The sequence below is a fragment of the Lachnospiraceae bacterium genome (assembly GCA_025758065.1).
Taxonomy (GTDB): domain Bacteria; phylum Bacillota; class Clostridia; order Lachnospirales; family Lachnospiraceae; genus Enterocloster.
In genome coordinates, this window is record CP107199.1 from 2,755,936 (window position 1) to 2,778,124 (window position 22,189).

Here is a 22,189-nt window from a genome sequence, read left to right on the forward strand (position 1 = left end):
TAAAAAGTGATAGTAAGGAGGATGGAATATGAAGATGAAAAAAGCCTGGTGTATGGTATTAGCTGCAGCAATGACCTTTATGTCCGTAATGCCTGCATTTGCAGCAGACAAAAAAATTGACACAGTAAAGCTGACTTTTTCTTACGACAGGGCGCCGGCCAGTGGAGATTCCATTGGTTCTATCCATGTAAGTGGTGATACAGACAGTTATTATGTAGAGTCTGCTGAGTATACTAATGCAGAGAATCAGGATACCTGGACTGTAGGAGATGTGCCGGAAGTAAAAGTAGAGCTTTATGCAAAAGATGGCTACCGATTCTCTTATACAAGCAAAAGCCATTTCAAAATTTCCGGCTGCAATGCAGAGTTCCAGAAAGCAAAGATCTATGACAGCGGTGATTACATTGAAGTAACAGCCCAGTTAAAGCGTGTAGGCGGCAAGTTGGAGGGAACATCCAATCTGGAGTGGAATGATGGTATTGCAGAGTGGGATTCCATTGATGGTGCAAAAAGCTATGATGTAAAGCTGTTAAGAAATGAAAAAACAGTGACAACTGTAAATACTACGGCAACTTCTTTTAACTTCTCCGGTTACTTTAATAAAGAGGGAGACTACACATTCCGCGTAAGAGCCATTGCAAGCTACAACAATAAAGCAGGTGAGTGGTCTGATGATTCCTCTTCGTATTACGTAGATGAAGACGAGGCAGGAACTTACAATGGAACCGGCAAATGGATACAGGATAACAATGGCTGGTGGTACTCATATTCCACAGGCGGATACCCGACTAACTGCTGGAAACAGATCAATGGAGCATGGTACTATTTCAATACCTCCGGTTATTGTCAGACTGGCTGGGTAAGAGTAGACAGACAGTGGTATTATTTAACCGGTGGCGGTGTGATGACTACCGGCTGGCAGTTTGTGGGAGGCCAGTGGTATTATCTGAACGGAAGCGGTGAGATGCAGACCGGCTGGCAGTGCGTAGGCAATAAATGGTATTATCTGGATTCCAGCGGCGCTATGAAGGTTGGTTGGCAGCAGATCGGAGGCCAGTGGTATTATCTGAACGGAAACGGTGAGATGACGATAGGCTGGCAGTTTGTAGGCGGCAGATGGTATTATATGGGCGGAAATGGTGTAATGTATGCAAATACATGGACACCTGACGGAAGATATGTGGATGGTTCCGGTGCCTGGGTACAGTAAACGGACATGTACAGGACAGGAACATCACCATAAATGAAAGTCAGTTCAGCATACAGAAGAGGGACTTAGGGAAACAATTGAAAAATCATCTTCAGAGCGGGAATAACGGTAGACCTGATTAGAAAGACGGTCCTGGGCCGGGACTTCTGTCTGGTTGATAAAAGTTACCAGATGGGCAAGATCATTGTAAGAGACCAACTCATCATCAGGTAAAAGAAGAACTTCATGAATGCTGGAGGGAAGGATCAGAATGTTACGGTCCATCCCTTCAGCAAAATTTTTTATTGTGTCTTTGTAAAGAATACAGGCAGCGCCATTTATGCCGTTTTTATTGGTAAGAACGTAAAAAGGAGTATCTGGCAGCGATGGGTCATAGTGTAAATGTCCGGGATCGAGAGATTCCAGAATACATGACATGCTGGAGATAGAAGGAGGAAAAAGACTGGGAGTGTTAATGAGGGATTGCCTGTAAAGATCATCTACAGTAATGCCCCAGGTCTTTATATGATGGTCATAAATGGCAGCTGTCATAATACCGTCTTCATTTTCCTGTATATACAGATAAAAGACAATAGCAAGATCCAGCCAGGGAATATGGGGCATGGTCTTTAAAAGAGACTGGTTGGAAGCAGCATTGATCAGGCGGAAAGCAATACGGGAAGAAATGGAAGCATAGTCAGAAAGTGCGAACTGGTTTAAAAAAGGCGGATAACTGTTTTCATGATAGGCAGTTAAGAGCTTTTTGGTGATCGTTTCCAGAGAAACGCCGTCCAGATAATGCTCATAAAAGGGATTCAGGTAAATAGAAGGTGCTACGGGACTGCCGTTTTTTTCAATACACAGTCCGTCCAGGATAAGACTATTATTCTTCTGTACTTTCCTTAAAGTAAGAGAGTAACCATCCCCCAGTGCCAGTTCCATTTGTTTTTTCATTGTTTCAAGAAATTCATTGTATACCAAAAGATATACCTCCTAATATAATATTTATGAAAACTGCATACGCAGATCCATAGTAAACGGATATGCCATTTGGCGGTGACATCATCATAAATGAAAGTCAGTTGTAAAAATGGATTCATACGGATTCATTATAATCAAGATGTTGAGGCCAAAAGGTATTTTGACCTCTCTGATACCGAATTGCTACGTGTTTTGCACTCCCGCAATTCTAAAAACATTCGTAATCCGCTCATTTTTCTTCAAAAAATGACTTCTTACTCATGTTTTTGGCAGGTCCAAAGCTCAAAAATCCTCCTGCAAGCAAGCTTGCATCGGATTTATGACCTTTTGACCCTGGTATCTAATCAATTACAGATCATAGAAATGATAAAGATTAAATATAAGATATGTAACCAGAATAAGGGATGGGGGATGATTTGTCAAGGGAAAGAGGAAAAAAAGATAAAAAAAGAATGCGTCTGAGAGGAATCGAACCACTGACATACACCAGAGAAAATAAAGGAAAATGCGGTATCTCCAGCCACTGTATGTTGATCTGACCACAAATCTGACCATGAATCGTTTAACGGCAGCCTGCGGTCTGATTTCCGGGTATCAAAATTGTGTATCATTACATTTGGGAAAGTTGATTGTCAAGAAATTGATAGTCGGCTTTTTTTGTACTCATTTTTGGGTTAATCCCTTTCTGAAAAAACGGAAAAGGTTAACATAAATAACAAATAAGGAGGATACGCAACATGAGAAAAGGAACATTAGTTCGTGATGCAGAGTCGGACAGAATGATGATCCGTTACGGAATCGAGGAGTACAGCGATGGATTGCATTGCGGAACACCGTTGGAGGTTAAGGTGGGGAGCCACTGGAGACAGACCAGACTTGAGTATGATGGTGCGGATTGGTATCTGGTAGGCATCCGGACAGAGCAGTTAGAGGGATTAAGCGTCAGAACCGGAAAGTGGGGTAGCCATGAAAATTAAACATATGATATCTGGGAAAAGCAATAGCGAAAAGTTGTTGCAGTGCAGTCAGATGGCATTAAATCTGGCGGTTATCCTGGCACTGAGTCCGTTGGTGTATACAGCTTTGGAGGATGTATACCGTAAAGCATCTGGATGGCCGGAACGTCTCCGCAATGCAGTCTGGGATTATTTATCTGGAGGCAGCGTATAGGCGTGAGTGAGGGGTATCTCCGACCAGTCTGCCCCATTAGCAGTCTGCTGCTCTACGCAGCATCCAGCAGATGGAGCATCCAGCCCCGTTTCCCTTAATTAAAGATATTGTTGGGTAAAAAAGAAAGGTCAGTCGATTTTGCCGATGAAGCGGTAGTAGATTTCTACTTCCTGCTCACGGCTTCCATCCTCGCCCTTGACAGCTTCGTGGACGGTTATTTTTTCAATTAGAGTGTTCAGAAGTTCGGCGGTCAGCTCCACAGGGTTGACATACTGTTTCATTAGGGCAATCCACTTTTCAGCATCCGCTGCGGTCTGTACGGCGGCTTCCATCATTTCGTGAAGCTGTCTTATTTTTGTTTCAAGCTCCTTTTGCTCGTTCTGGTACTTCTCGGACAGCATATTGAAGTTATACTCGGTTATGCGTCCGGCAGACCAGTCCTCATACATTTTAGCAAACAGCCCGTCAACCTCGGCTTTACGCTTCTCTGCCTTTTTCAGCTCCGCAGCCTGCTTTTTCTTCGCAGAGTTCCTTTCCCTGTCGCTGACATTGAGCAGCCGTTTCAGCAGCTTGTCCTCATCTTTCTGTGCCAGCATAGACCAGTATTGCAGTCTTGCAAGCACATAGGCATACAGTACATCATAGCGGATATAGTGCATGGAACACTGGCGTAATTCCTGTCCGTTCTTGCTGCAATGGTAGTACCCGTATGGGTTTTTGTTCTGCTTGTTTTCCCCATAGGCTAAAGACCATCCGCAGTCTGCACATTTTATCAATCCTGCGAAAATCTGTGTCGTACCGTTTCTGCGTTTCCTGCGTCTGCTTGCAATCAGCTCTTGAACTTTTTGGAACACTTCTTCGGAAATGATGGCTTCGTGGGTATTTTCCACACGATACCATTCTTCCTGCGGCTTCCGCACCTTTTTCTTGTTCTTGAATGAAATGTTGCTCTGCTTGTTGTGAACGCTGTGACCGATGTAGGTTTCCTCTTTCAAAATGCTCTTGACCTGTGCAATCGTCCACGCATAGGCTTTTTCTGCGGGCGCACCGGCGTAGATATTGGCGAAAGTCCCGTATCTTTCATAGTTCAGCCAGCCGGGGGTAGGTACTTTTTCCTCCACCAGAATCCGTGTAATGCTGGCGGCTCCACGCCCGTGTACAGCAAGGTCAAAAATCTTCTCTACAATCCAGCGTGTTTCCGGGTCGATCAGAAGATGACCTTTTTTGTCCGGGTCTTTTACATAGCCCAGCGGTGCATAGGCTCCATAGTGTGCGCCATTGGCAAATCTTGACTGTATGCGGGAGAACACAACCAAAATCCGCAACATCAAGCAATATCTGAAAGCCGCCCTTTTCAACGCCCCGTCCACAATCGGCAACTACTACACTTCCCTTGTCGCCCATGACATGGCAAGCGGCGCACTGTCACCGAAAAAGCCGCAGTACGGCGACCCGGACTATTATTCATGCAATGAGGGCGAAAGCCTGTAACCACCCACAACCACAAAAGGAGGATTTTATTATGGCACAGAAAATGACAGGAGCATTGGTATTTGACGAGCGCACCGACCGTTACGACATCCGCTTTGACTTAAACAGCTACTACGGGGGCTTGCATTGCGGCGAGTGCTTTGACGTATTCGTGCGGGGCAAGTGGAAGCCGACCCGGATTGTGATGTTGTCAAGATTGGTTGACACATTTTTCTCAAGGACATCATGGACTATGCTGCTATACGCAGAGAATCATAGTATCTCTGTCGCTTGAGCATGGGAGGAAGACCACCATTGGTGGTGCAAATCCTCCGATTGTTCCAATAACTGATAAAGTATCTCCAGATTAGAGACTTCAGTTCGGACACAGTCAGGTTTTCACTGTTGTATCGGTCATACAATAATTCTGTCTTTAGACGCGCCCACATGCTTTCACAACGGGCATTGTCATGGCATCGACCACCGGCACTGTTCATACTTTGGATGATTTCATATTTTCTCAGGGTGCTGCGGTAAAGCTCACTGGTATATTGGCTACCTCGATCGGAGTGAAGCACTGCTCCTTGAATTTCAGGATATGCGATAAAAGCGTTTTCTACCGTATGCTGGCAAAGCGTTGCCTTCATCGTGGTTTCCATTGCCAGCCCCAGTACTGCTGAATCAAAACAATCGAAGATTGCCGAAACATAGAGTTTTCCATCTTTTGCTTTGATTTCGGTGATATCTGTCACGCATTTTTCAAGAGGCTTTTCTGATGTGAAATTTCTCTTAAGAAGATCATCCGATTTACGAGCCTCACGGTCTGCTTTCGTAATTCCTTTCGGATTACGCTTAGGACGATGACTGAGACCGATTTTTTCCATGACTCTATAAACGGTACGCTCACTGGGGATAGGAATGCCATCAGGTCGTTTAAGAGTTAATGCCTGGAACATACGTACACGTCCATAGGTGTCGTTGCAGACATCCTCAGCATGGATTTCAAGCATGGTATCTGCAAGCGTCTGGTATTTCCACGGACGGTCTTTTACGGACAGATATTTATAAAATCCCTGGCGGCTCACATGTAACATACGACAGTAAAAAGCCAGTTTTCCCTTGATGGTGCCATCGTCAGTCTTAATCGCAATGAATTTCATTCTTTCGGTCTTAGAGACTTCCGACGGCTCGCTGCGAAAAAAGCGCTGGCTTCTTCCAGAAACTCGTTTTCTTCTTTCAGACGACGAATTTCTTTATCCTGATCTTTCACGCGTTTTCGAAGCATGGTTAATTCCTCCGCAAGGCTCATGGCAGATTCTGGAGTATGGGCACCTTCTCCAATATCCAGTTGTCCGGTTCTTACGGCTTTAAGCCAGGTATGGATAGTCCCTTCAGGAATTCCTAATTCTTTAGCGGCTTTCGCACCACCGATTTCTTTTGCAAGCTTAACTGCCTGCACTTTGTATTCATGATCGTACTTACGTTGACTTCGTGCCATAGTTGGGCACCTCCTTATTCTCTTGATTATACTATGAAATCCTTGAGAATAGGCTGTCAACTTTATTTATACACCATCATTGAGTACGGCGACAACTGGTATCTTGTGGGTATCAGAGCCGAGGACTTGAACGGGCTGCGGGTGCGTATCTGACCGCCGCCCCATAAAGAAACGCGAAAGGAGGACGCGACAAATTGCAGGACGAAGTAAACGAAAAGACCATAGCCCTTTACATCAAGACCGGGAAGCTGACCGCGCAGACGCTCCAAAAGGCAATGAAAGCCATACTGTCAAAGGGCAAAAAGCAGCTTGCAAAACCGCCACAGGGCAAGCAGAGCTTAAAGCAGCTTATGAAGCAGAACGCGGGCGTTTCCAACATTGAGATTACCGAGGGCAATATCAAAGCCTTTGAGAGTACGGCGAAAAAGTACGGTATCGACTTTGCGCTGAAAAAGGACGCGACGGAAAGCCCGCCCCGCTATCTGGTTTTCTTCAAGGGGCGGGACGCGGACGTACTGACCGCAGCCTTTAAGGAATTTTCCGCAAAAAAGCTGACACAGGAGAAAAAGCCCTCAATCCGAAAGCTGCTCTCTACCCTCAAAGAAGCTGCACAGGGCAGAAACGCGGAACGGGCAAAGGTCAAGAACAAGGACAGGGAGGTATCGCTATGAAGCCGGAAATCAAGAAGCTGCTTATCCTAAATCTCCCGTATCTGCTCTTTGTCTGGCTCTTTGATAAAGTGGGCGCGGCTGTCCGGCTCTCCCCCGGCGCGGACGCAAGCGCAAAGCTGCTACATCTTGGGGACGGTTTTACCGCCGCCTTTTCCAGTATCGCGCCGAGCTTCCACCCGGCAGACTTAGCTTTAGGCATTGCGGGGGCGGTCATTGTCCGGCTGATTATCTACACCAAAGGCAAGAACGCGAAGAAATACCGCCGCGGGACAGAATACGGTTCGGCGCGTTGGGGCGGGGCTGACGACATAAAGCCGTACACCGACCCGGTATTTGAGAACAATATCCCCTTAACGCAGACGGAACGGCTCACCATGAACAGCCGCCCGAAGCAGCCGAAATACGCAAGAAACAAAAATATCCTTGTAATCGGCGGTTCCGGCAGCGGCAAGACCCGGTTCTTTGTGAAACCGTCGCTCATGCAATGTACGTCAAAGGATTTTCCAACGTCGTATATCGTCACTGACCCGAAAGGAACACTGATTTTGGAAACCGGGAAAATGTTACAGCGGTACAAATACCGTATCAAAGTGCTAAATACGATTAACTTCAAAAAATCCATGAAATACAATCCCTTTGCCTATCTGCGGAGCGAAAAGGACATTTTGAAGTTAGTCAATACCATTATCGCCAACACCAAAGGCGACGGGGAAAAATCCGGCGAGGATTTCTGGGTGAAAGCGGAAAAGCTCTACTACACCGCGCTAATCGGCTACATCTGGTATGAAGCCCCGGAGGACGAGAAGAACTTCACGACGCTGCTTGAGATGATAAATGCGTCGGAAGCCCGCGAGGACGACGAGGATTTCCAGAACCCGGTTGACCTCATGTTTGAACGTCTGGAAGAAAAAGACCCGGAACATTTTGCAGTCAAGCAGTACAAAAAATACAAACTTGCGGCGGGCAAGACCGCAAAAAGCATACTTATCTCATGCGGCGCGAGGTTAGCCCCATTCGACATTAAGGAGCTGCGGGAGCTTATGGAAACCGACGAAATGGAGCTTGACACCATAGGCGACAGAAAGACCGCCCTTTTCGTCATCATCAGCGACACCGACGACACTTTTAACTTTGTCGTTTCAATCCTTTACACACAGCTATTCAACTTGCTTTGTGACAAGGCAGATGATGAATACGGCGGGCGGCTTCCCGTCCATGTTAGGTGCTTACTTGATGAATTTGCGAATATCGGGCAGATACCAAAGTTTGAAAAGCTCATTGCAACGATACGGAGCCGGGAAATATCCGCGTCAATCATCTTGCAGAGCCAGTCACAGCTAAAAGCCATTTACAAAGACAACGCCGATACCATAGTCGGCAACTGCGACACCACGCTTTTCTTGGGCGGCAAGGAGAAAACCACCCTTAAAGAAATATCGGAAATTTTAGGAAAAGAAACGATAGACAGCTTTAACACGTCCGAAACAAGGGGGCGGGAGCTTTCGCATGGGCTGAACTATCAGAAATTGGGAAAGCAGCTTATGACGGAAGTGGGTGTTCAAGGCGTTTGTGGCAGTCTACCTTGTGACGCACCCTTAATATGAGTTTAGGCAATAAGAGGGACAGATATATCAGAACACAAGTGACAAGTATGCACATTATGTAAGCAGATAGCAAAAACAAGTATCATTGAACGACTTCATCAAAACAATAAAGAAAAGCCGGGAGCAAAATTAAGCCTGCTTCCAGCTTTTTTGTATTTGTTATTGTATGTGGTTGACTAAGGAATATTGTTTAAGCGTGAGTTTGTGATATTGGGTGTGGTATCTTTAACTATGGGAAACTCCGGAGAGCCACCTTGAAATATCAGTTGCTTTTATGGGGCATCTGACATTTGCGGTGGCAGGCCAGATACGTCAACGGTTAAACCGTTGACCATCTGGCCAAGGGCGGGAAGCCCGCCCTATGGAACCCACCCTCACTCACGCCTCACGGAAGGAGGTTGAAATAGAAGTGAAAAGAGAATCAAAAAATGATTTTATCGGGATCAAGGTATCACCGACCCAGCGAAATCAGATTAGACAAAAATGCCAGAAAAGCGGTATTTCCGTGTCAGAGTATATGCGTGTCTGTGCTATGCAGGGCAATGTATATATTTACGAGGGACTGCCGGAGTTAGTTTTGGAGGTGCGGAGAATTGGGGTAAATTTAAACCAGTTAACCCACCAGTCACACATGTATCGTGTCCCACCATCAGAATCAGCATTAAGAGAGGTCGCGGAAAGTCTGGAAAAAATCCGTATGGAATTAAAGGGGATGCAGGAAAAGGCGGTGGTATGACATGCCTATTATTAAGATATACCCAAGCAAAAGGGATGTGTCAGCAATTATCAACTATGTCAGCCGGGAAGGAACGGTTGCAGAAACTCTTATTGAAACATCTGGATGCAGCAAGGACACGGCTGAACAGGATTTTAAGGCGATCGCAGAATATTTTGACAAACCTACGGATGCAGGAAACCGCAGTTATTACCATATGATCATCAGCTATAATACCACGCTGGAAAAGATCAGTCCGGAAGAAGTGCGGGACATGGCAGCCCAGTTGTGCAGGGATACCAAGATTGACAATTATCAGTGGTATTTGGCTGTCCATACGGATCGTCCAGATCATTTACATGCTCATGTCGTGATTAATAATGTCAGTTATAGAGCAAATAAGGAACAGCATGTCAAGGTGGGACACAGCTTCCAGTCTACGGCGGGGCTGCGAAAAGAGCTGATGGATCGTGGTAATCAGATCTGTAAAGCGTATGGATATGAACACAGCCTGGTCAATACCAGAAATAAAGCCCAGGAACGTCTGACCAGATGCGAAATGGCATTGATTGCCAAAGGCGAGATCAGTTGGAAAGACCGTCTGCGAGGACAGATTGAGTCGGCAAAGGAATACGCAGAAAATCCAGCTCAGTTTCAGGAAATCATGTGGAATCGTTATCAAGTAAAGGTAGAAGAACATAAAGGTGCATACCGTTATATTCCGCAGGAATTTGACCGTAGCAATTCTGGCAATCAGAAAGAGGAGCATGAGTGCAGGGATTCCAGGAAGGCAAAGCCATGCCATGAACGCAGACTGGGAGACCTGTATACAAAAGACACGATCGAGCATTATTTGCAGCAGAAAGAGAAAAATCAAGAGAAGCTGCACGCATTATCGTTGATGCGGCGGGAAAAAGAAAGGAGCATGGAATATGAGCGATAAAGAGCCGTTTATTCCGAATCCAGAGAATTTTGAGCCATTGACCAAAGAGCAGGAGAGCCTCCGTGACAGGCGGAAAAGACTGACGATGCAGGCCAGATTGGACGAGGAAAAAGAAAGAGACCATAAAAATTTGTTAAACGAATGGGAAGAAAACCGGGATCACGAGTTTGAACAGGAGCCACAGAAAGAGGAAGATGCACCAAAGGTGGAGCCCTTACGCTCAAGTACTAAAAAGAAAGACAAATGGCTGGATTACGCAAAGACAATTACGGAGTTTACCGGACTCTGGATTGCTGCGGCTCTGATGGTCATCTATAGGATTCTGTTAATCCCAACAAAAATCAAAGCAAATGATTTTTTGGATGCATTATGCATCATCCCATCGGGGATTGTTACGGTGCAAAATATCAAAAATTACATAGCGGGGGAAAGATCGTTTGATATAAAGACACTTTTGGACTCCCAAAAGCGAGAAGAACGCAGACTGCCATTAGTAGAACGCAGAGAATTGCGTCCGGCACCGAATTCCAGGTTATATCTGGAAGACAATCCGGGGTTTGTATTTGGAAAATATGGATTAAAATATATCGGCAAGCAGCAGACACTGGATGGACATATTATCTGTATTGGTACACCAGGAAGCGGAAAATCGAGTGCAGTGGCAATCCCAACTCTGCATATGTGGACTGGTGCGGTGTTTGCGATTGATATCAAAGGAGAGCTGCTAAAAAACGCACCGCACCGATATGGACGGTGTGTAGTTGATCCTTCTGACAATAACAGCTATGGGTATGATCCATTTGAGATGCTCCGTCTGGTGCCGCATGACGAATTTACCCATGTTTTAAACGATATTTTGTATTCCATTATTCCGGAAAACCCGAATATTGAGGAACCATTTTGGGATAATGCTGCCAGACGTTATCTGGCTGGGGCATATACATGGGCTTATTATAACTGCATGTCTTTTGTTGCAATCAATAAAGAGATTTATGAGAGAGACATGGATGTATTTATGGACAGAATTATGTCATCTAGTTGCACGGAGGCCATAAAGCATATACGGCATATCCGGGAGGCATCAGACAAAACGAAAACCTCGATCATCCAAAACGTGCTGAACGCCATAGAGTTATTTGCTACTGACCCGGCAATCCAGAGAATGTTGACGAGAAAAAAGACCATAAAGCCGGAATTGTTGTTGCAGGGGCAGCAGATTTTTTTGGAGATTCCAGAAGCCAGATTAAAAAACTGGAAAGCCTTTACATCCATGATGATCAATCAGTTTTTACATGCTATGACTTCGTTCCCAGAGGATGGCAAGGTACAGACACTGGTTTTGTTGGATGAGTTTCCGCAGTTGGGAAAAGCCAGAGCAGTCATTGACGGTATGGCAACCCTGCGAAGCAAAGGATGTACGGTATGCCTGCTGATGCAGTCTTACAGTCAGTTAGATAAGGTTTATGGTCAGACGGAAAGAAAAATCATTACCGATAACGCAGCGTATAAATTGATCCTGTCTGTCATGGACCCGGCAACGGCAAGAGAAATCTCCGATATGGTTGGTCAGCATTACCAGACAGATGTAACGGTGCATACTGGTGGATTATTTGGCGGGCAGCAGCCTAGCAGTGGCCGGAGCAAGCGATTGACACATATTATCCGGCCGGAGGCATTGCAGAACCTGGGAGATGAAGCACTGCTGTTATCGCCGTATGGATTTTGCAGGGTGAAAAAAGCATATTATTTTAAGGAGGACTTTAAAAATGCGTAAAAGAGAGCAGCCATATTTTATCAAAGATGGGAAGTTTATGCCGGAGAAGGGAGATTATTTCCGATTCTGCTTTCATAGAAATGAGTGTTGTCAAAAGCATAGTGGGGTGTGTCCAATCGAAGGATTGTCATTGATGGATATTTATTTTATGGACAGTTTGAAGAAAGACAACAGACCGGAGGAGTTTGAAGCGGCATATTGTGTGAATCTTGCCAAAATGCTGATTGCGGGGAAATTTGAGCGTCCGGTTGATATTTTTTACTGCCGGGATGGACATATTGGCTGTTCCGATGGCCGTCACCGCCTTTGTGTGGCCCAGAAACTGAACCAGTCTGGAAAAGATGTGAAGGTCAGCGTAAAAGTGAATCTGCTTATGGGATAGAAGATTTGAGAGGAATATTGACAAACGGAACAAAATAGAATATGATATAGACAGCTAAGGAATGTGATGGACTTCCATAAGGCAAAAACGAAAACCCCAGAGGCGGCCACCTCTGGGGTTTTCTATTCGTTACGGTGAACTACTCCGTTTAGGCTGTTGCTGCCTATTTATCTCTGTCCAGCCATTTGCATATGTAGTGGCTAACTACTCCTGCTAAAACAGAGACAAGAAAAGTGATGGACAATTCTGCCATAAGGCATTCACCTCCTTTCTGCTGGAGGCTCGGCAGCAGGTATAGAATAACATATTTTGTGGAACTATGCCACATATATTTGAATGGAGAGAAAATGAAGGTAGGAAGACTGGCTTATAAAAATATTGGCATATTGATACGTTTATGAAAAGAGCAGTGAGTGTAATCAAGTACACCTACTGTTCTTTTGTGGTTAAGCCTTAACTATTCAAATACAGTTTAAAAGTACCTTTAATCCTGGTGTTATTGTCCTTGAAGCATTTCCGAGAACCGGAAACAGAAAGGCGGAAAAGGTATTCTATGATATGCCAGAATGTATAAGACTGAAAATCGGAGAGAATACAGAAAATGGCAAAAAGGAGAAAGTGATCCAGGCTACCTTTGATGGAGTACGATTTGCTGAAAGATTGGGATACGAGATTATTGTACAAGAATAAGAATATGCCAAATATTAAAGAGAAAAGAGCAGTGAACATAGTTCATTGCTCTTTTCTCTTTTTTAATTATGGACTTTAGTCTGTTGAGCCCATTGGAGTTTTTCGTTGTTCCGAAAAATGGAGATGGGCGAAACAATAAACCACCCGCTATGCGGGTGCGCGTCGATTGTTATACAAAAAATCACCTTTCCGTTTACAATAGAGTTGTTCAGGCTGTATTGCAGAAAGGAAAGGTAATTTATGGCGAAGAAAGAAAATTCACTTGCGCATATGAAATGGATGTGCAAATATCATATCGTCTTCACACCTAAGTATAGACGAAAAATAATTTACAATCAATACAAAGCGGATATAAGAGATATTATAAAACAATTGTGTAGTTATAAAGGTGTTGAAATTATTGAGGGTCATCTAATGCCAGATCATATCCATATGTTAGTAAGTATTCCGCCAAAGATAAGTGTATCATCATTCATGGGATATTTAAAAGGGAAAAGTGCGCTTATGATATTCGATAAACACGCAAATTTAAAGTATAAATTTGGAAATCGTCATTTCTGGGCAGAAGGATATTATGTTAGCACAGTAGGATTAAATGAGGCTACAATAAAAAAATATATCCAAGAGCAGGAAAAGCATGATATAGCAATGGATAAGCTAAGTGTAAAGGAATATGAAGACCCTTTTAAGGGTTAATGCCAAGTAGTAACAATACCCTTTAAGGGGTAGCGACGAGTCAAGAGCAATATGGCTTGAACGGAGCTGTGGGAAGGCTGTGTAAACAGAATTCCCACAGTCTAAAGAGAAAGCCAGCGCCTTGAGACGCTGGCCTAGTAACAAGGGCTTATAGCCCTAGTGCAAACCACCCGTTGGACGGGTGGTTATGATTATTAAAATATAAATTAAATGTACCTTTTGAATCAACAAAGTAAGGAAGATTTGAAAACATGGATTTCGCATTTTCGGTGGATGGAACTTCATATCCAGTACCAATGCAATAGTCTCCAAAAGCAGTATTAAAAACAGAATCCCCAACTAACTGTGCAGCATTATGATAGTCGTATAATTCAAAATCTGTGTTATGGCTGGTAGGTTCGTGTGCAAACCAAACACCGTCAATGCAATAAACCGGAAATGCATGAGCAGAGAACAATAATTCAACGCCGGAAGTAGGCAAGCCTACACACATTCCGAGAAGTTCGGCAGTATTTGTAAAACCATCACAGGCAGATTTTTTTTCAACTAAGCAACCATATGGAAGATGAACATTTTCACCATTATTATCATATTCTGCTTCATTAATTTTTTTTGCAATCGCAACTGCTTTTTCGTAATCAGAAGCATTTTTCCAATCAAAACTATTCAAGAAACTCCGCAATTCATTTTCGATTCCGAGAACCATTGGATCGTTTTCAAACTGTTCATATCCGCTAATAGGCATACCAGCTAATTTCGCAATCGCAATTATAGCAGAACCTTGCATACCAGTAACCATTTCAAAAATATCCTTATCTTTAATAGCCTGCTCTTTTGCATAAATAAAATAATTCTGAACAGAAGGATTAGATAAATAAATATTCTGGCTGCTCCATTTAAGATCAAGGTAGCCGTCATTTCCTATCACAAGATACTTTTTCAAATGAGCCAATGGATACTGCTCATTTGAAGTTGAATTATTGGTGGAAGAATTAGCACTTGTCTGTGTCTGAACAACACCATTTACAGTCCACGCACCATCTGCATTTACGGTATAGCCGTCTGGGGTGGTTGTATTTGCATACATTATACCATTAGCGTCAAAACAGTATGATTTCCCGTTAATCCACTGCCAGTTGTTTGTAGTAAAAGAACCATCATCATTCTGATATTTCCAAGATGAACCTTCCTGTTTCCACTCTCCTGCAAAGACAGGTGTTACAAACAACATAGAAGCAGCCAATGTACCAGACAGGATTCTCATAACTTTGCTTTTAATTTTTTTCATAATGTATTCTCCTTAAATAACTAAAAATGTCTGATATAACATTATTTTAAACATATTTTATAACATATATTCTAACATATAAATATTAGAGAATCAAACCTAAAATATGTTAGGAGGACATATTTTATGGATGATAAATTGATTATAAGGAAAGTTCGTGGAGAGGATGGATATAAGGTATTCTCGGTCAGAGTAAAGAAAGAACTTGTGAAATCTTTGGATGAAATTGCGGAAGCTTCTGGATACAGCCGCAATGAAATTGTGAACATATTTCTGGAATATGCGATTCAGCATTACATTATTGAAGAATGAAAAGATTTCACAAGTTGGAAAGTGGTGGCTTGAGTATATAAATATGATACGTTAGAGATAAAAATAATCAAAATTATATAAAGAAGCGAGAGATACTTGATATTATTGTTGTACCTCTCGCTTCTTTTTTACTATCATTGCATTTTCTTATATACTGTAATAAGTATAGATTATTACTCATAAGCTACATGATTGTTAGCGAGTTACAAGTTATAGCATGATGCGGCCATCAATCCTGATCGAGGTTACATTAGCGATATTGGCATCAGTGCAGCGGGTTTCATTGGCATCATAAGTGCTGGGTGATGACATTAGTGTAATCTTGAGAGTAGATGTATTTGCATCTAAAGCAGCCAAAGTGGCCAATGTAGCATACAGTAAGGGTTTGACCCGGCCCTGGCTGCATAACCGCTGCAACGCTGTTGGTACAGAGTCTGGTGCAGATTTAAGAGGCATAGGTAAGACTGGCATTTGGCCATAAATTAAAGCCTCGATAAAGTAATTATGCCAAGAGTCTAATGCTTCTTTGACAAATACATTGTTGACATTGCAATGTTGAGATAGATAGATAAGCATCTCTAATTGCTCCCAAGGATCTCGTACATCACGTAATTGTACATATCGCTCGTCGGAGATGTCGAGTTTGGTTGCGATGGTTGTGATATCCCAGTGTTTAGTTTTTGCACGATCCATTAAAAACGATTGCAGTTTAGTTGTTGCAGTAAAGATAAGAGATAAAAATAAATACATGCCGTTTGTATATTTCATAAAAAGCTCCTTATGGTTGGCATGTAGCTGTTGTATTTGTTCAGTCAAATTAAATTGACCAACTACTATTTTGGAATTTACGAATATTGAGAAGATATTGCGATTTTATAAGAAATTTTCAGACAAAAAAGGTTCAACTATTAAACAAAAATAATTGAACCTTGAATTCCGTGAACATAAAATACTTGACTAAATATATTATACCACATTTTTTTGAGTAAAACAAGCACAATTTCTATTTTTTAATACGTTGACAACCTTACCATAAAAGAAACAGGGATTGCATTATTTTGTTAGCTAAAATATAAATATATAATTATATCATATTTAGATATAAAAAACAAGTATCAAAATGCAGGTTTTTACCGCAAAATGGGGGATGTAAAGCAATGATAAAACAGATGTATAATCATGACATCAGATGGAGGTGATAATAACCGCCACCGGAAAAACAAGAATAGGAGCTAAAAAATTATGACATTAGAGTACGATTATGCTACATCTACATCAATTAGGATCGCAGAGCACTTCGATGATGGACGCGGATTTGAATTTTTTTCAGAGACGTTGTACAAAACTAAGGACACAGACGAGTACTGGTTATTATGTGAGGGCGGTGCCAAGACAGATCTTGCTACACGTGATGACTACGGCAGCGTGAGCGGTGGTACCGGGATATGCATCTTGGGTAGTCACGAGAGAGCGTATGAGTGGGCCTGTGAATATTATGAGGAAAAAGAAGCCCACGAATTAATCTATGGCAATGTAGACTAATATAAGGAGTGATGTGTTGGTGGCTGACACTGAGCAGTCAGCCACCAGAAGAAAGGTATATGAATCAAGAGCGAAAGATAAATGATTACTACAACCAAGAGGATTTACAACAGTTATTTGGTTTTGGCCGTGACAAAATGCATCGTTTTTTACTGTCGGGTTTGCTGCCAACGGTAAAGGTCGGTGGCAGATATTACATAAGTAAGGAAGCCTTCGATCGCTGGATGCGAAACAATGCCGGAAAAGTGATAGACTTTTAAGATATAGGTATTGATGATCTTTGAAGGAAAATGCTATAATAACCATGATCAACAAAGTACAGTGGTCAATGGAGATACGGCATTTTTCCGGAGAAAAGGAAGGAAAAATGACGATGAAAAAACCAAATACAACTGCAAATACAGCGACAAAGGCAAAACGCTATGATGGAGAGGGAACAATTCGTGTCCGGGAGGATGGCCGCTGGGAGTATCGCATTAGCTTAGGGCTTGTCGAGGGCAAGTATAAGTATAAGAGCTTTTATGCTAAAAGCGAAAAGGAGTTAAAGAAGCTCATCAAGCAGTACCAGGAGAACCGCAAAAAATATGTAATGGAAGCTGACAAAACGCCATTATCGGTATATGCCTGGAAATGGATAAAGCTTTACAAATTTCCAAATTTGCGAGGCAATTCCAGAGATCGGCTGGAGTCAACTTATGTTAACCATATTGACCCTAAATTAGGCAGTATTCCGGTTAACCAGATTAGCAGCGATGATGTCCAGATGCTGATTAATGAGAAGGCCCAGGAACTGAGCTTATCTTACATCAAAAAGATTTATCAGTTTCTGAATGCTCTTTTTAACCATTTGGAGTGTAACCAGATTGTAGCAATGAACCCGTGTAAGAGTGTAATCCTTCCAAAAGAGGAGCATGTAGCGGTAAAACGCAAAGAGACGGAGATTCTGAGCAGCAAGGAGATTGAGAGACTTTATCAGTTTAGTGATCAGATTCGCAATAGCGGCAATCGGTTTTACAAGCACCTTCCGGCCTATATTTTTATTTTAAATACAGGCTTACGCTGTGGGGAGGCAATCGCCTTGGAGTGGTCAGACATCGACTTCGAAAAGCGGGAATGCCGGGTTACCAAAAATTTTACACTGGTAAAGCAGCGTGACAAGGAAGAAAATCCTGGAAAACGCCAGAAACTGGTCAGTGAGACCAAAACGGCAGCAGGCCGCCGGACAATCCCGTTAAATGATAAAGCGGTAGAGGCATTGCATCAGATCCAGTCTTATAATGAGCAGATGCATATTGACACCACCCATGTGATATCAACAGAGACAGGGGAGAGAATTTCAGAACGATCTTTATTCCGGTCTTTGGATTATGCGTTAGGTGCGATTGGTGCACATCATATCGGAGTGCATGGCTTACGTCACACATTTGCTTCCCGTATGCTGATGGCAGGGATTGATATTACCGTAGTGAGTAAGCTGCTGGGACACCGGGATATCACAACAACGTATAACACGTATATTCACATTGTTGAGGAACAGAAGCAGCAGGTGATGCAGATGATTCCATCAATCTAAATAACAATGAATTTGACCACAACTTGACCCAAATTTTGACCACAAATTTGACCCAATAAAAACAGGAGAAACCAGTAAAAATAAGTAAAAATCAGTTTTTCGGTAAATCAGTAAAAAATATGGACAGGCAATAAAAAAACGCCCGTAAATCCTGGAAATATAAGGGATTCACAAGCATTTCGCATAATTTTTTTCATAATTTATTTTTAGTGAAGATGGCATAAAAAGAATGCGTCTGAGAGGAATCGAACCTCCGCACGCGGCTCCGGAGGCCACTGCTCTATCCACTGAGCTACAAACGCATCTCTAGTATCATACTATATTTTTACCAAAACTTCAAGAGTCAATTTGAAAATGGGAGAAAAGATATGAAAAAGAAAAGAATAGCGGCAGCAGGACTTGCTGTTATTATGGCATTGACAGCAGCTGGCTGCCATCAGACTTCAAAAGAAGATACTGCACAGACAACAGTAAAGGAAAACAAGGAAGAAAAGGATACATCCAAAGAACAAATTGAAAAAGAGGAAACAGAAAAGAAAGTGCTACATCCCTATATCCACACAGACAGTGTAAGCGGATATGTAAACAGTGCAGATGGCAGTGTCCAGATAAATTATAGCCTGAAAACAGGAGGACTGGTATTAAGTGATGAGGAAGCAGCGGCTTATCCGGAACTGAATCAGGCGCTGACCCTGGAGTATGACACATTAAAAAAGAGTACACAGGAAGATCTGAACAACCTGAAAGAATCGGCAGAGGAAATGGTGGAGTATATGCAGGGGGATGATAATATGCAGTTAATAGCTGAATATGCACCGTATGTCCTTCGTGCAGATGAAAATGTGGTCAGCTACGAACAGTTTTATGATGATTATTACGGTGGAGCACATGGGTATCATTCCTATGCTGGTTTTACCTTTGATACTAAAACAGGAAAAAAGCTGGATCTTTATGATGTGATCACAGGTGAAGAAAGTGTAAAAGCCGGGATCATACAGGAATTAAAAAATAAGTATGCCAGCGAAGACGGGCTGGTGGAGAATAATACTCCTGAAGAAGATGCAGATACATTTTTTGAATATGTGGATTCTAAGGATCAGTCAGGTGCCGTTGCCTGGAGTCTTGGTGCGGACCGGTTGAATATTTATTATAATCCCTATAATATCGGTTCCTGGGCATTAGGCATTGTCAGCGTCAGCCTTCCTTTTGAAAAATATCCGGATGCCGTAAAAGAAGAGTATAAGATGGGGCCATCAGATTACTCTGTAAAGATTGGGATTTATGCAGATTACAGTGCAGATATTTACAATGATGGCAGCTTTTCAGATGTAAGTGTCTATCCGGATGGAACAGATGATTATGCAAACAGTGCCCTTCGCATACAGATCCAGGATGAAAATGGACAGGTTACAAGCCGTGTCTTTGATGATATGTATTATTTCACCATGGAGGCATATTATGTGAAGACTGGAAACAGGCATTTTCTTCATGTTTTCACACATTCAGAAAATGACTGGACTGCGGATAATGTGTATGAGATCACAAATGGGCAGATCCGTGATCTGGGATATGTAGAGGGAACTCCAGCACTGATACGATATGAGTATAATTATAATGAGGACAGTCTTTTTACCAACAGCGAGGATGTGGCTGCATACAATGATCCAGGTGCTCTTTACCTTGAAAAGACTATGAATGCATTCAGTACCTATTCCGGCAGCAGACATTATCATGTAGGAAGCTCTGGACTTTTAGAAAGCAGCGATCCTTATGTGGCAGGACCGGCAGAAATAGTGGTTACAGTAAAAAAGGCACTGACTGTAAAAAAGACAGATGCCTCTGGAAGGGAAAATGGAAAAACAGAAGTGATCCCTGTGGGAACAAAACTGTATTTTTACATGACAGATAATGAAAGTTACGTTATCTTTCGTTATGATGGGGATCAGTACGGAAAGGTATCTATGTATAACAGCGACTGGCCACAGAAAATAAATGGAGAAGAACTTGAAAGTGTACTGGATGGACTCATATTTGCAGGGTGAAATTTTACATAAAAGTTACAAAAATTCCCTATAAGGCCTTGTTTTGTTAAATATGAGTTGCATTTATATGAAATGTATGCTAAAATCTATTCAAGCTGTCCGGGAGGCTTTCCGGCAGACAAACAATGAAATCCTATTCGCATTACACCAGAGAGCCAGGAGATTATCTCCTGGCTTTTTGGTGCCAATAACTGTCTTGTCACATGACAATAGTGATTGACAAGACAAAGAAAAAGAGTTAGAATTGCGAAGATGTTAATGATGTGAGTGTCAAAAGTAAATTTTGCCACTCACTGATGTAACCGGATTGCTCCATTGCTATGCAATTCCCGCACTTACATCATGTTAATATCTTATGAAAAAATAAATCAGTTATAAGCTATGGAGGTATTATGGAAAATGTAAAAGCTTTTCTGCACCGGAAAGACATTGAGATCAGTGTGAAACGATACGGCATTGATGCCCTTGGTGCAATGGCACAGGGACTGTTCTGTTCCCTTTTGATCGGAACCATTATCAATACACTGGGAACCCAGCTTCATATCCCGTTCTTAACCATGACAGTGGCAACTGTTAATGACACAGCCTATACAGTAGGCGGTTTAGCATCTGCTATGAGCGGTCCTGCTATGGCAGTGGCTATCGGCTATGCACTTCATTGCCCACCGTTAGTATTATTCTCTCTGATTACAGTAGGATTTGCGTCCAATGCCCTTGGCGGTGCAGGTGGTCCTCTGGCAGTCCTTTTTGTTGCAGTTCTTGCTTCTGAGGCAGGAAAGGCAGTTTCTAAAGAAACAAAGGTAGATATCCTTGTTACGCCTCTTGTTACCATTGGTGTGGGAATTGCATTATCTGCACTTTTAGCGCCAGCGCTTGGAAAGGCAGCCATGAAAGTGGGAAGTGTGATCATGTGGGCAACAGAGCTTCAGCCATTTTTAATGGGAATTTTAGTTTCTGTATTTGTTGGTATCGCACTGACACTTCCTATTTCTTCTGCTGCGATCTGTGCAGCCTTAGGACTTACAGGACTGGCAGGAGGAGCAGCAGTAGCAGGCTGCTGTGCCCAGATGGTAGGTTTTGCAGTTATGTCTTTCCCGGAGAATAAATGGGGCGGCCTGGTATCCCAGGGAATCGGAACATCCATGCTTCAGATGGGAAATATTGTAAAAAATCCAAAGATCTGGATCGCGCCTATTGTTACCTCTGCTATTACAGGACCTGTTGCCACCTGCCTTTTCCATATGGAAATGAATGGTGCTGCTGTTTCTTCCGGTATGGGCACCTGCGGTCTGGTTGGCCAGATCGGTGTATATACAGGCTGGGTCAAAGATGTTTCTGAAGGAACAAAGGCAGTGATCACAACAGGCGACTGGGCCGGACTGCTTCTTGTATCCATCATCTTTCCGGCAGTGATCTGCCCGGTCATTAATATGTTCTTAAAGAAGATCGGCTGGGTCAAAGAAGGAGACCTGACACTGAAATAAAATGATGTACCAGGGTCAAAACATGAGTAAGGAGCCATTTTTTGAAGAAAAATGAGTGGATTACGAATGTTTTCTTCCGCAATATTAAAAACTTCCGTATCCTGTTAAAACTGGGCTTGTCCCTTAGGATAGGGAAGTTTTTTTATGTATCCGCTGATTTTCGCT

The 22,189-nt window shown here is 42.8% G+C and carries 21 protein-coding genes, 1 tRNA gene and 5 pseudogenes; 20 read left to right on the forward strand and 7 right to left on the reverse strand.

What is annotated here, in order from left to right:
- Positions 1 to 28: 28 nt before the first annotated feature.
- A complete protein-coding gene (locus OGM16_12840) occupies positions 29 to 1,210 on the forward strand; it encodes an N-acetylmuramoyl-L-alanine amidase family protein (protein ID UYJ45695.1) in 1,182 nt (393 codons plus the stop codon).
- A 45-nt stretch (positions 1,211 to 1,255) separates the two neighbouring features.
- On the opposite strand, the gene OGM16_12845 is transcribed toward OGM16_12840, so the two are convergent.
- Positions 1,256 to 2,170 carry a DUF5688 family protein gene (locus OGM16_12845; protein UYJ45696.1) on the reverse strand — a complete coding sequence of 305 codons (915 nt, stop codon included), beginning with the start codon at positions 2,168 to 2,170 and terminating at the stop codon, positions 1,256 to 1,258.
- Positions 2,171 to 2,907: 737 nt separating this feature from the next.
- On the opposite strand from OGM16_12845, the gene OGM16_12850 reads away from it, so the two are divergent.
- A complete protein-coding gene (locus OGM16_12850; protein UYJ45697.1) occupies positions 2,908 to 3,147 on the forward strand; it encodes a DUF5348 domain-containing protein in 240 nt (79 codons plus the stop codon).
- Positions 3,137 to 3,340, forward strand: a complete 204-nt coding sequence (locus OGM16_12855; GenBank protein UYJ45698.1) for a hypothetical protein — start codon at positions 3,137 to 3,139, stop codon at positions 3,338 to 3,340. Before OGM16_12850 ends, OGM16_12855 begins: the two co-directional genes overlap by 11 nt.
- 128 nt (positions 3,341 to 3,468) lie before the next feature.
- On the opposite strand, the pseudogene OGM16_12860 reads toward OGM16_12855, so the two are convergent.
- A pseudogene (locus OGM16_12860) lies at positions 3,469 to 4,632 on the reverse strand (recombinase family protein).
- Here OGM16_12860 and OGM16_12865 point away from each other — a divergent pair.
- Both OGM16_12865 and OGM16_12870 read left to right on the forward strand, forming a co-directional pair.
- Positions 4,628 to 4,831: pseudogene (locus OGM16_12865) on the forward strand (DUF6017 domain-containing protein). The pseudogenes OGM16_12860 and OGM16_12865 overlap by 5 nt on opposite strands.
- Before the next feature lie 31 nt (positions 4,832 to 4,862).
- Positions 4,863 to 5,012, forward strand: a pseudogene (locus OGM16_12870) (DUF5348 domain-containing protein).
- A gap of 49 nt (positions 5,013 to 5,061) precedes the next feature.
- On the opposite strand, the gene OGM16_12875 reads toward OGM16_12870, so the two are convergent.
- Positions 5,062 to 5,970, reverse strand: coding sequence for an IS3 family transposase (locus OGM16_12875; protein UYJ45699.1), 909 nt, complete (start codon positions 5,968 to 5,970; stop codon positions 5,062 to 5,064).
- The gene (locus OGM16_12880; GenBank protein ID UYJ45700.1) at positions 5,967 to 6,308 is read right to left on the reverse strand and encodes a transposase; all 342 of its coding nucleotides are present in this window, start codon (positions 6,306 to 6,308) and stop codon (positions 5,967 to 5,969) included. The genes OGM16_12875 and OGM16_12880 overlap by 4 nt, the downstream gene beginning before the upstream one ends.
- Positions 6,309 to 6,380: 72 nt before the next feature.
- Between OGM16_12880 and OGM16_12885 the strand changes: the two are divergent.
- The 9 genes and pseudogenes from OGM16_12885 to tnpA all read left to right on the forward strand — a co-directional run bounded on the left by OGM16_12885 (position 6,381) and on the right by tnpA (position 13,783).
- Positions 6,381 to 6,461 (forward strand): annotated as a pseudogene (locus OGM16_12885) (DUF5348 domain-containing protein).
- 41 nt (positions 6,462 to 6,502) lie between these two features.
- A complete protein-coding gene (locus tag OGM16_12890; protein UYJ45701.1) occupies positions 6,503 to 6,979 on the forward strand; it encodes a PcfB family protein in 477 nt (158 codons plus the stop codon).
- Positions 6,976 to 8,529: pseudogene (locus OGM16_12895) on the forward strand (type IV secretory system conjugative DNA transfer family protein). Before OGM16_12890 ends, OGM16_12895 begins: the two are co-directional and overlap by 4 nt.
- 463 nt (positions 8,530 to 8,992) lie before the next feature.
- A complete protein-coding gene (locus OGM16_12900) occupies positions 8,993 to 9,319 on the forward strand; it encodes a MobC family plasmid mobilization relaxosome protein (protein ID UYJ45702.1) in 327 nt (108 codons plus the stop codon).
- 1 nt (position 9,320) lies between these two features.
- Positions 9,321 to 10,241 (forward strand): relaxase/mobilization nuclease domain-containing protein, encoded by a 921-nt coding sequence (locus OGM16_12905; GenBank protein UYJ45703.1) that lies wholly within the window; start codon positions 9,321 to 9,323, stop codon positions 10,239 to 10,241.
- Complete coding sequence (locus tag OGM16_12910; protein ID UYJ45704.1) at positions 10,231 to 12,015, forward strand: type IV secretory system conjugative DNA transfer family protein; 1,785 nt, start codon at positions 10,231 to 10,233, stop codon at positions 12,013 to 12,015. The genes OGM16_12905 and OGM16_12910 overlap by 11 nt, the downstream gene beginning before the upstream one ends.
- The gene (locus OGM16_12915; GenBank protein UYJ45705.1) at positions 12,008 to 12,397 is read left to right on the forward strand and encodes a hypothetical protein; all 390 of its coding nucleotides are present in this window, start codon (positions 12,008 to 12,010) and stop codon (positions 12,395 to 12,397) included. The genes OGM16_12910 and OGM16_12915 overlap by 8 nt, the downstream gene beginning before the upstream one ends.
- A gap of 558 nt (positions 12,398 to 12,955) precedes the next feature.
- Positions 12,956 to 13,087, forward strand: a complete 132-nt coding sequence (locus OGM16_12920) for a hypothetical protein (protein ID UYJ45706.1) — start codon at positions 12,956 to 12,958, stop codon at positions 13,085 to 13,087.
- 240 nt (positions 13,088 to 13,327) lie between these two features.
- On the forward strand, positions 13,328 to 13,783 hold the full coding sequence (tnpA, locus tag OGM16_12925; GenBank protein UYJ45707.1) for an IS200/IS605 family transposase: 456 nt from the start codon (positions 13,328 to 13,330) through the stop codon (positions 13,781 to 13,783).
- Positions 13,784 to 13,931: 148 nt separating this feature from the next.
- Here tnpA and OGM16_12930 read toward each other — a convergent pair whose 3' ends face one another.
- The gene (locus tag OGM16_12930) at positions 13,932 to 15,071 is read right to left on the reverse strand and encodes a hypothetical protein (protein ID UYJ45708.1); all 1,140 of its coding nucleotides are present in this window, start codon (positions 15,069 to 15,071) and stop codon (positions 13,932 to 13,934) included.
- A 126-nt stretch (positions 15,072 to 15,197) separates the two neighbouring features.
- On the opposite strand from OGM16_12930, the gene OGM16_12935 reads away from it, so the two are divergent.
- Positions 15,198 to 15,383 carry a ribbon-helix-helix domain-containing protein gene (locus OGM16_12935; GenBank protein ID UYJ45709.1) on the forward strand — a complete coding sequence of 62 codons (186 nt, stop codon included), beginning with the start codon at positions 15,198 to 15,200 and terminating at the stop codon, positions 15,381 to 15,383.
- Positions 15,384 to 15,593: 210 nt separating this feature from the next.
- Here the strand turns inward: OGM16_12935 and OGM16_12940 are convergent, their stop codons facing one another.
- Positions 15,594 to 16,151 carry a hypothetical protein gene (locus tag OGM16_12940; protein ID UYJ45710.1) on the reverse strand — a complete coding sequence of 186 codons (558 nt, stop codon included), beginning with the start codon at positions 16,149 to 16,151 and terminating at the stop codon, positions 15,594 to 15,596.
- Between the two features lie 474 nt (positions 16,152 to 16,625).
- On the opposite strand from OGM16_12940, the gene OGM16_12945 reads away from it, so the two are divergent.
- From OGM16_12945 to OGM16_12955, 3 genes are all read left to right on the forward strand, one after another.
- A complete protein-coding gene (locus tag OGM16_12945) occupies positions 16,626 to 16,925 on the forward strand; it encodes a hypothetical protein (GenBank protein ID UYJ45711.1) in 300 nt (99 codons plus the stop codon).
- A gap of 59 nt (positions 16,926 to 16,984) precedes the next feature.
- Complete coding sequence (locus OGM16_12950) at positions 16,985 to 17,185, forward strand: helix-turn-helix domain-containing protein (protein UYJ45712.1); 201 nt, start codon at positions 16,985 to 16,987, stop codon at positions 17,183 to 17,185.
- Positions 17,186 to 17,292: 107 nt separating this feature from the next.
- Positions 17,293 to 18,498 (forward strand): tyrosine-type recombinase/integrase, encoded by a 1,206-nt coding sequence (locus tag OGM16_12955; GenBank protein ID UYJ45713.1) that lies wholly within the window; start codon positions 17,293 to 17,295, stop codon positions 18,496 to 18,498.
- 230 nt (positions 18,499 to 18,728) lie between these two features.
- Here OGM16_12955 and OGM16_12960 read toward each other — a convergent pair.
- Positions 18,729 to 18,800 (reverse strand) — tRNA-Arg (locus OGM16_12960).
- Positions 18,801 to 18,866: 66 nt separating this feature from the next.
- On the opposite strand from OGM16_12960, the gene OGM16_12965 reads away from it, so the two are divergent.
- Entirely contained in the window at positions 18,867 to 20,540 is a 1,674-nt protein-coding gene (locus tag OGM16_12965; GenBank protein ID UYJ45714.1) for an RsiV family protein, read from the forward strand.
- Positions 20,541 to 20,932: 392 nt separating this feature from the next.
- Positions 20,933 to 22,024, forward strand: a complete 1,092-nt coding sequence (locus OGM16_12970; GenBank protein UYJ45715.1) for a PTS sugar transporter subunit IIC — start codon at positions 20,933 to 20,935, stop codon at positions 22,022 to 22,024.
- Positions 22,025 to 22,189 lie beyond the last annotated feature (165 nt).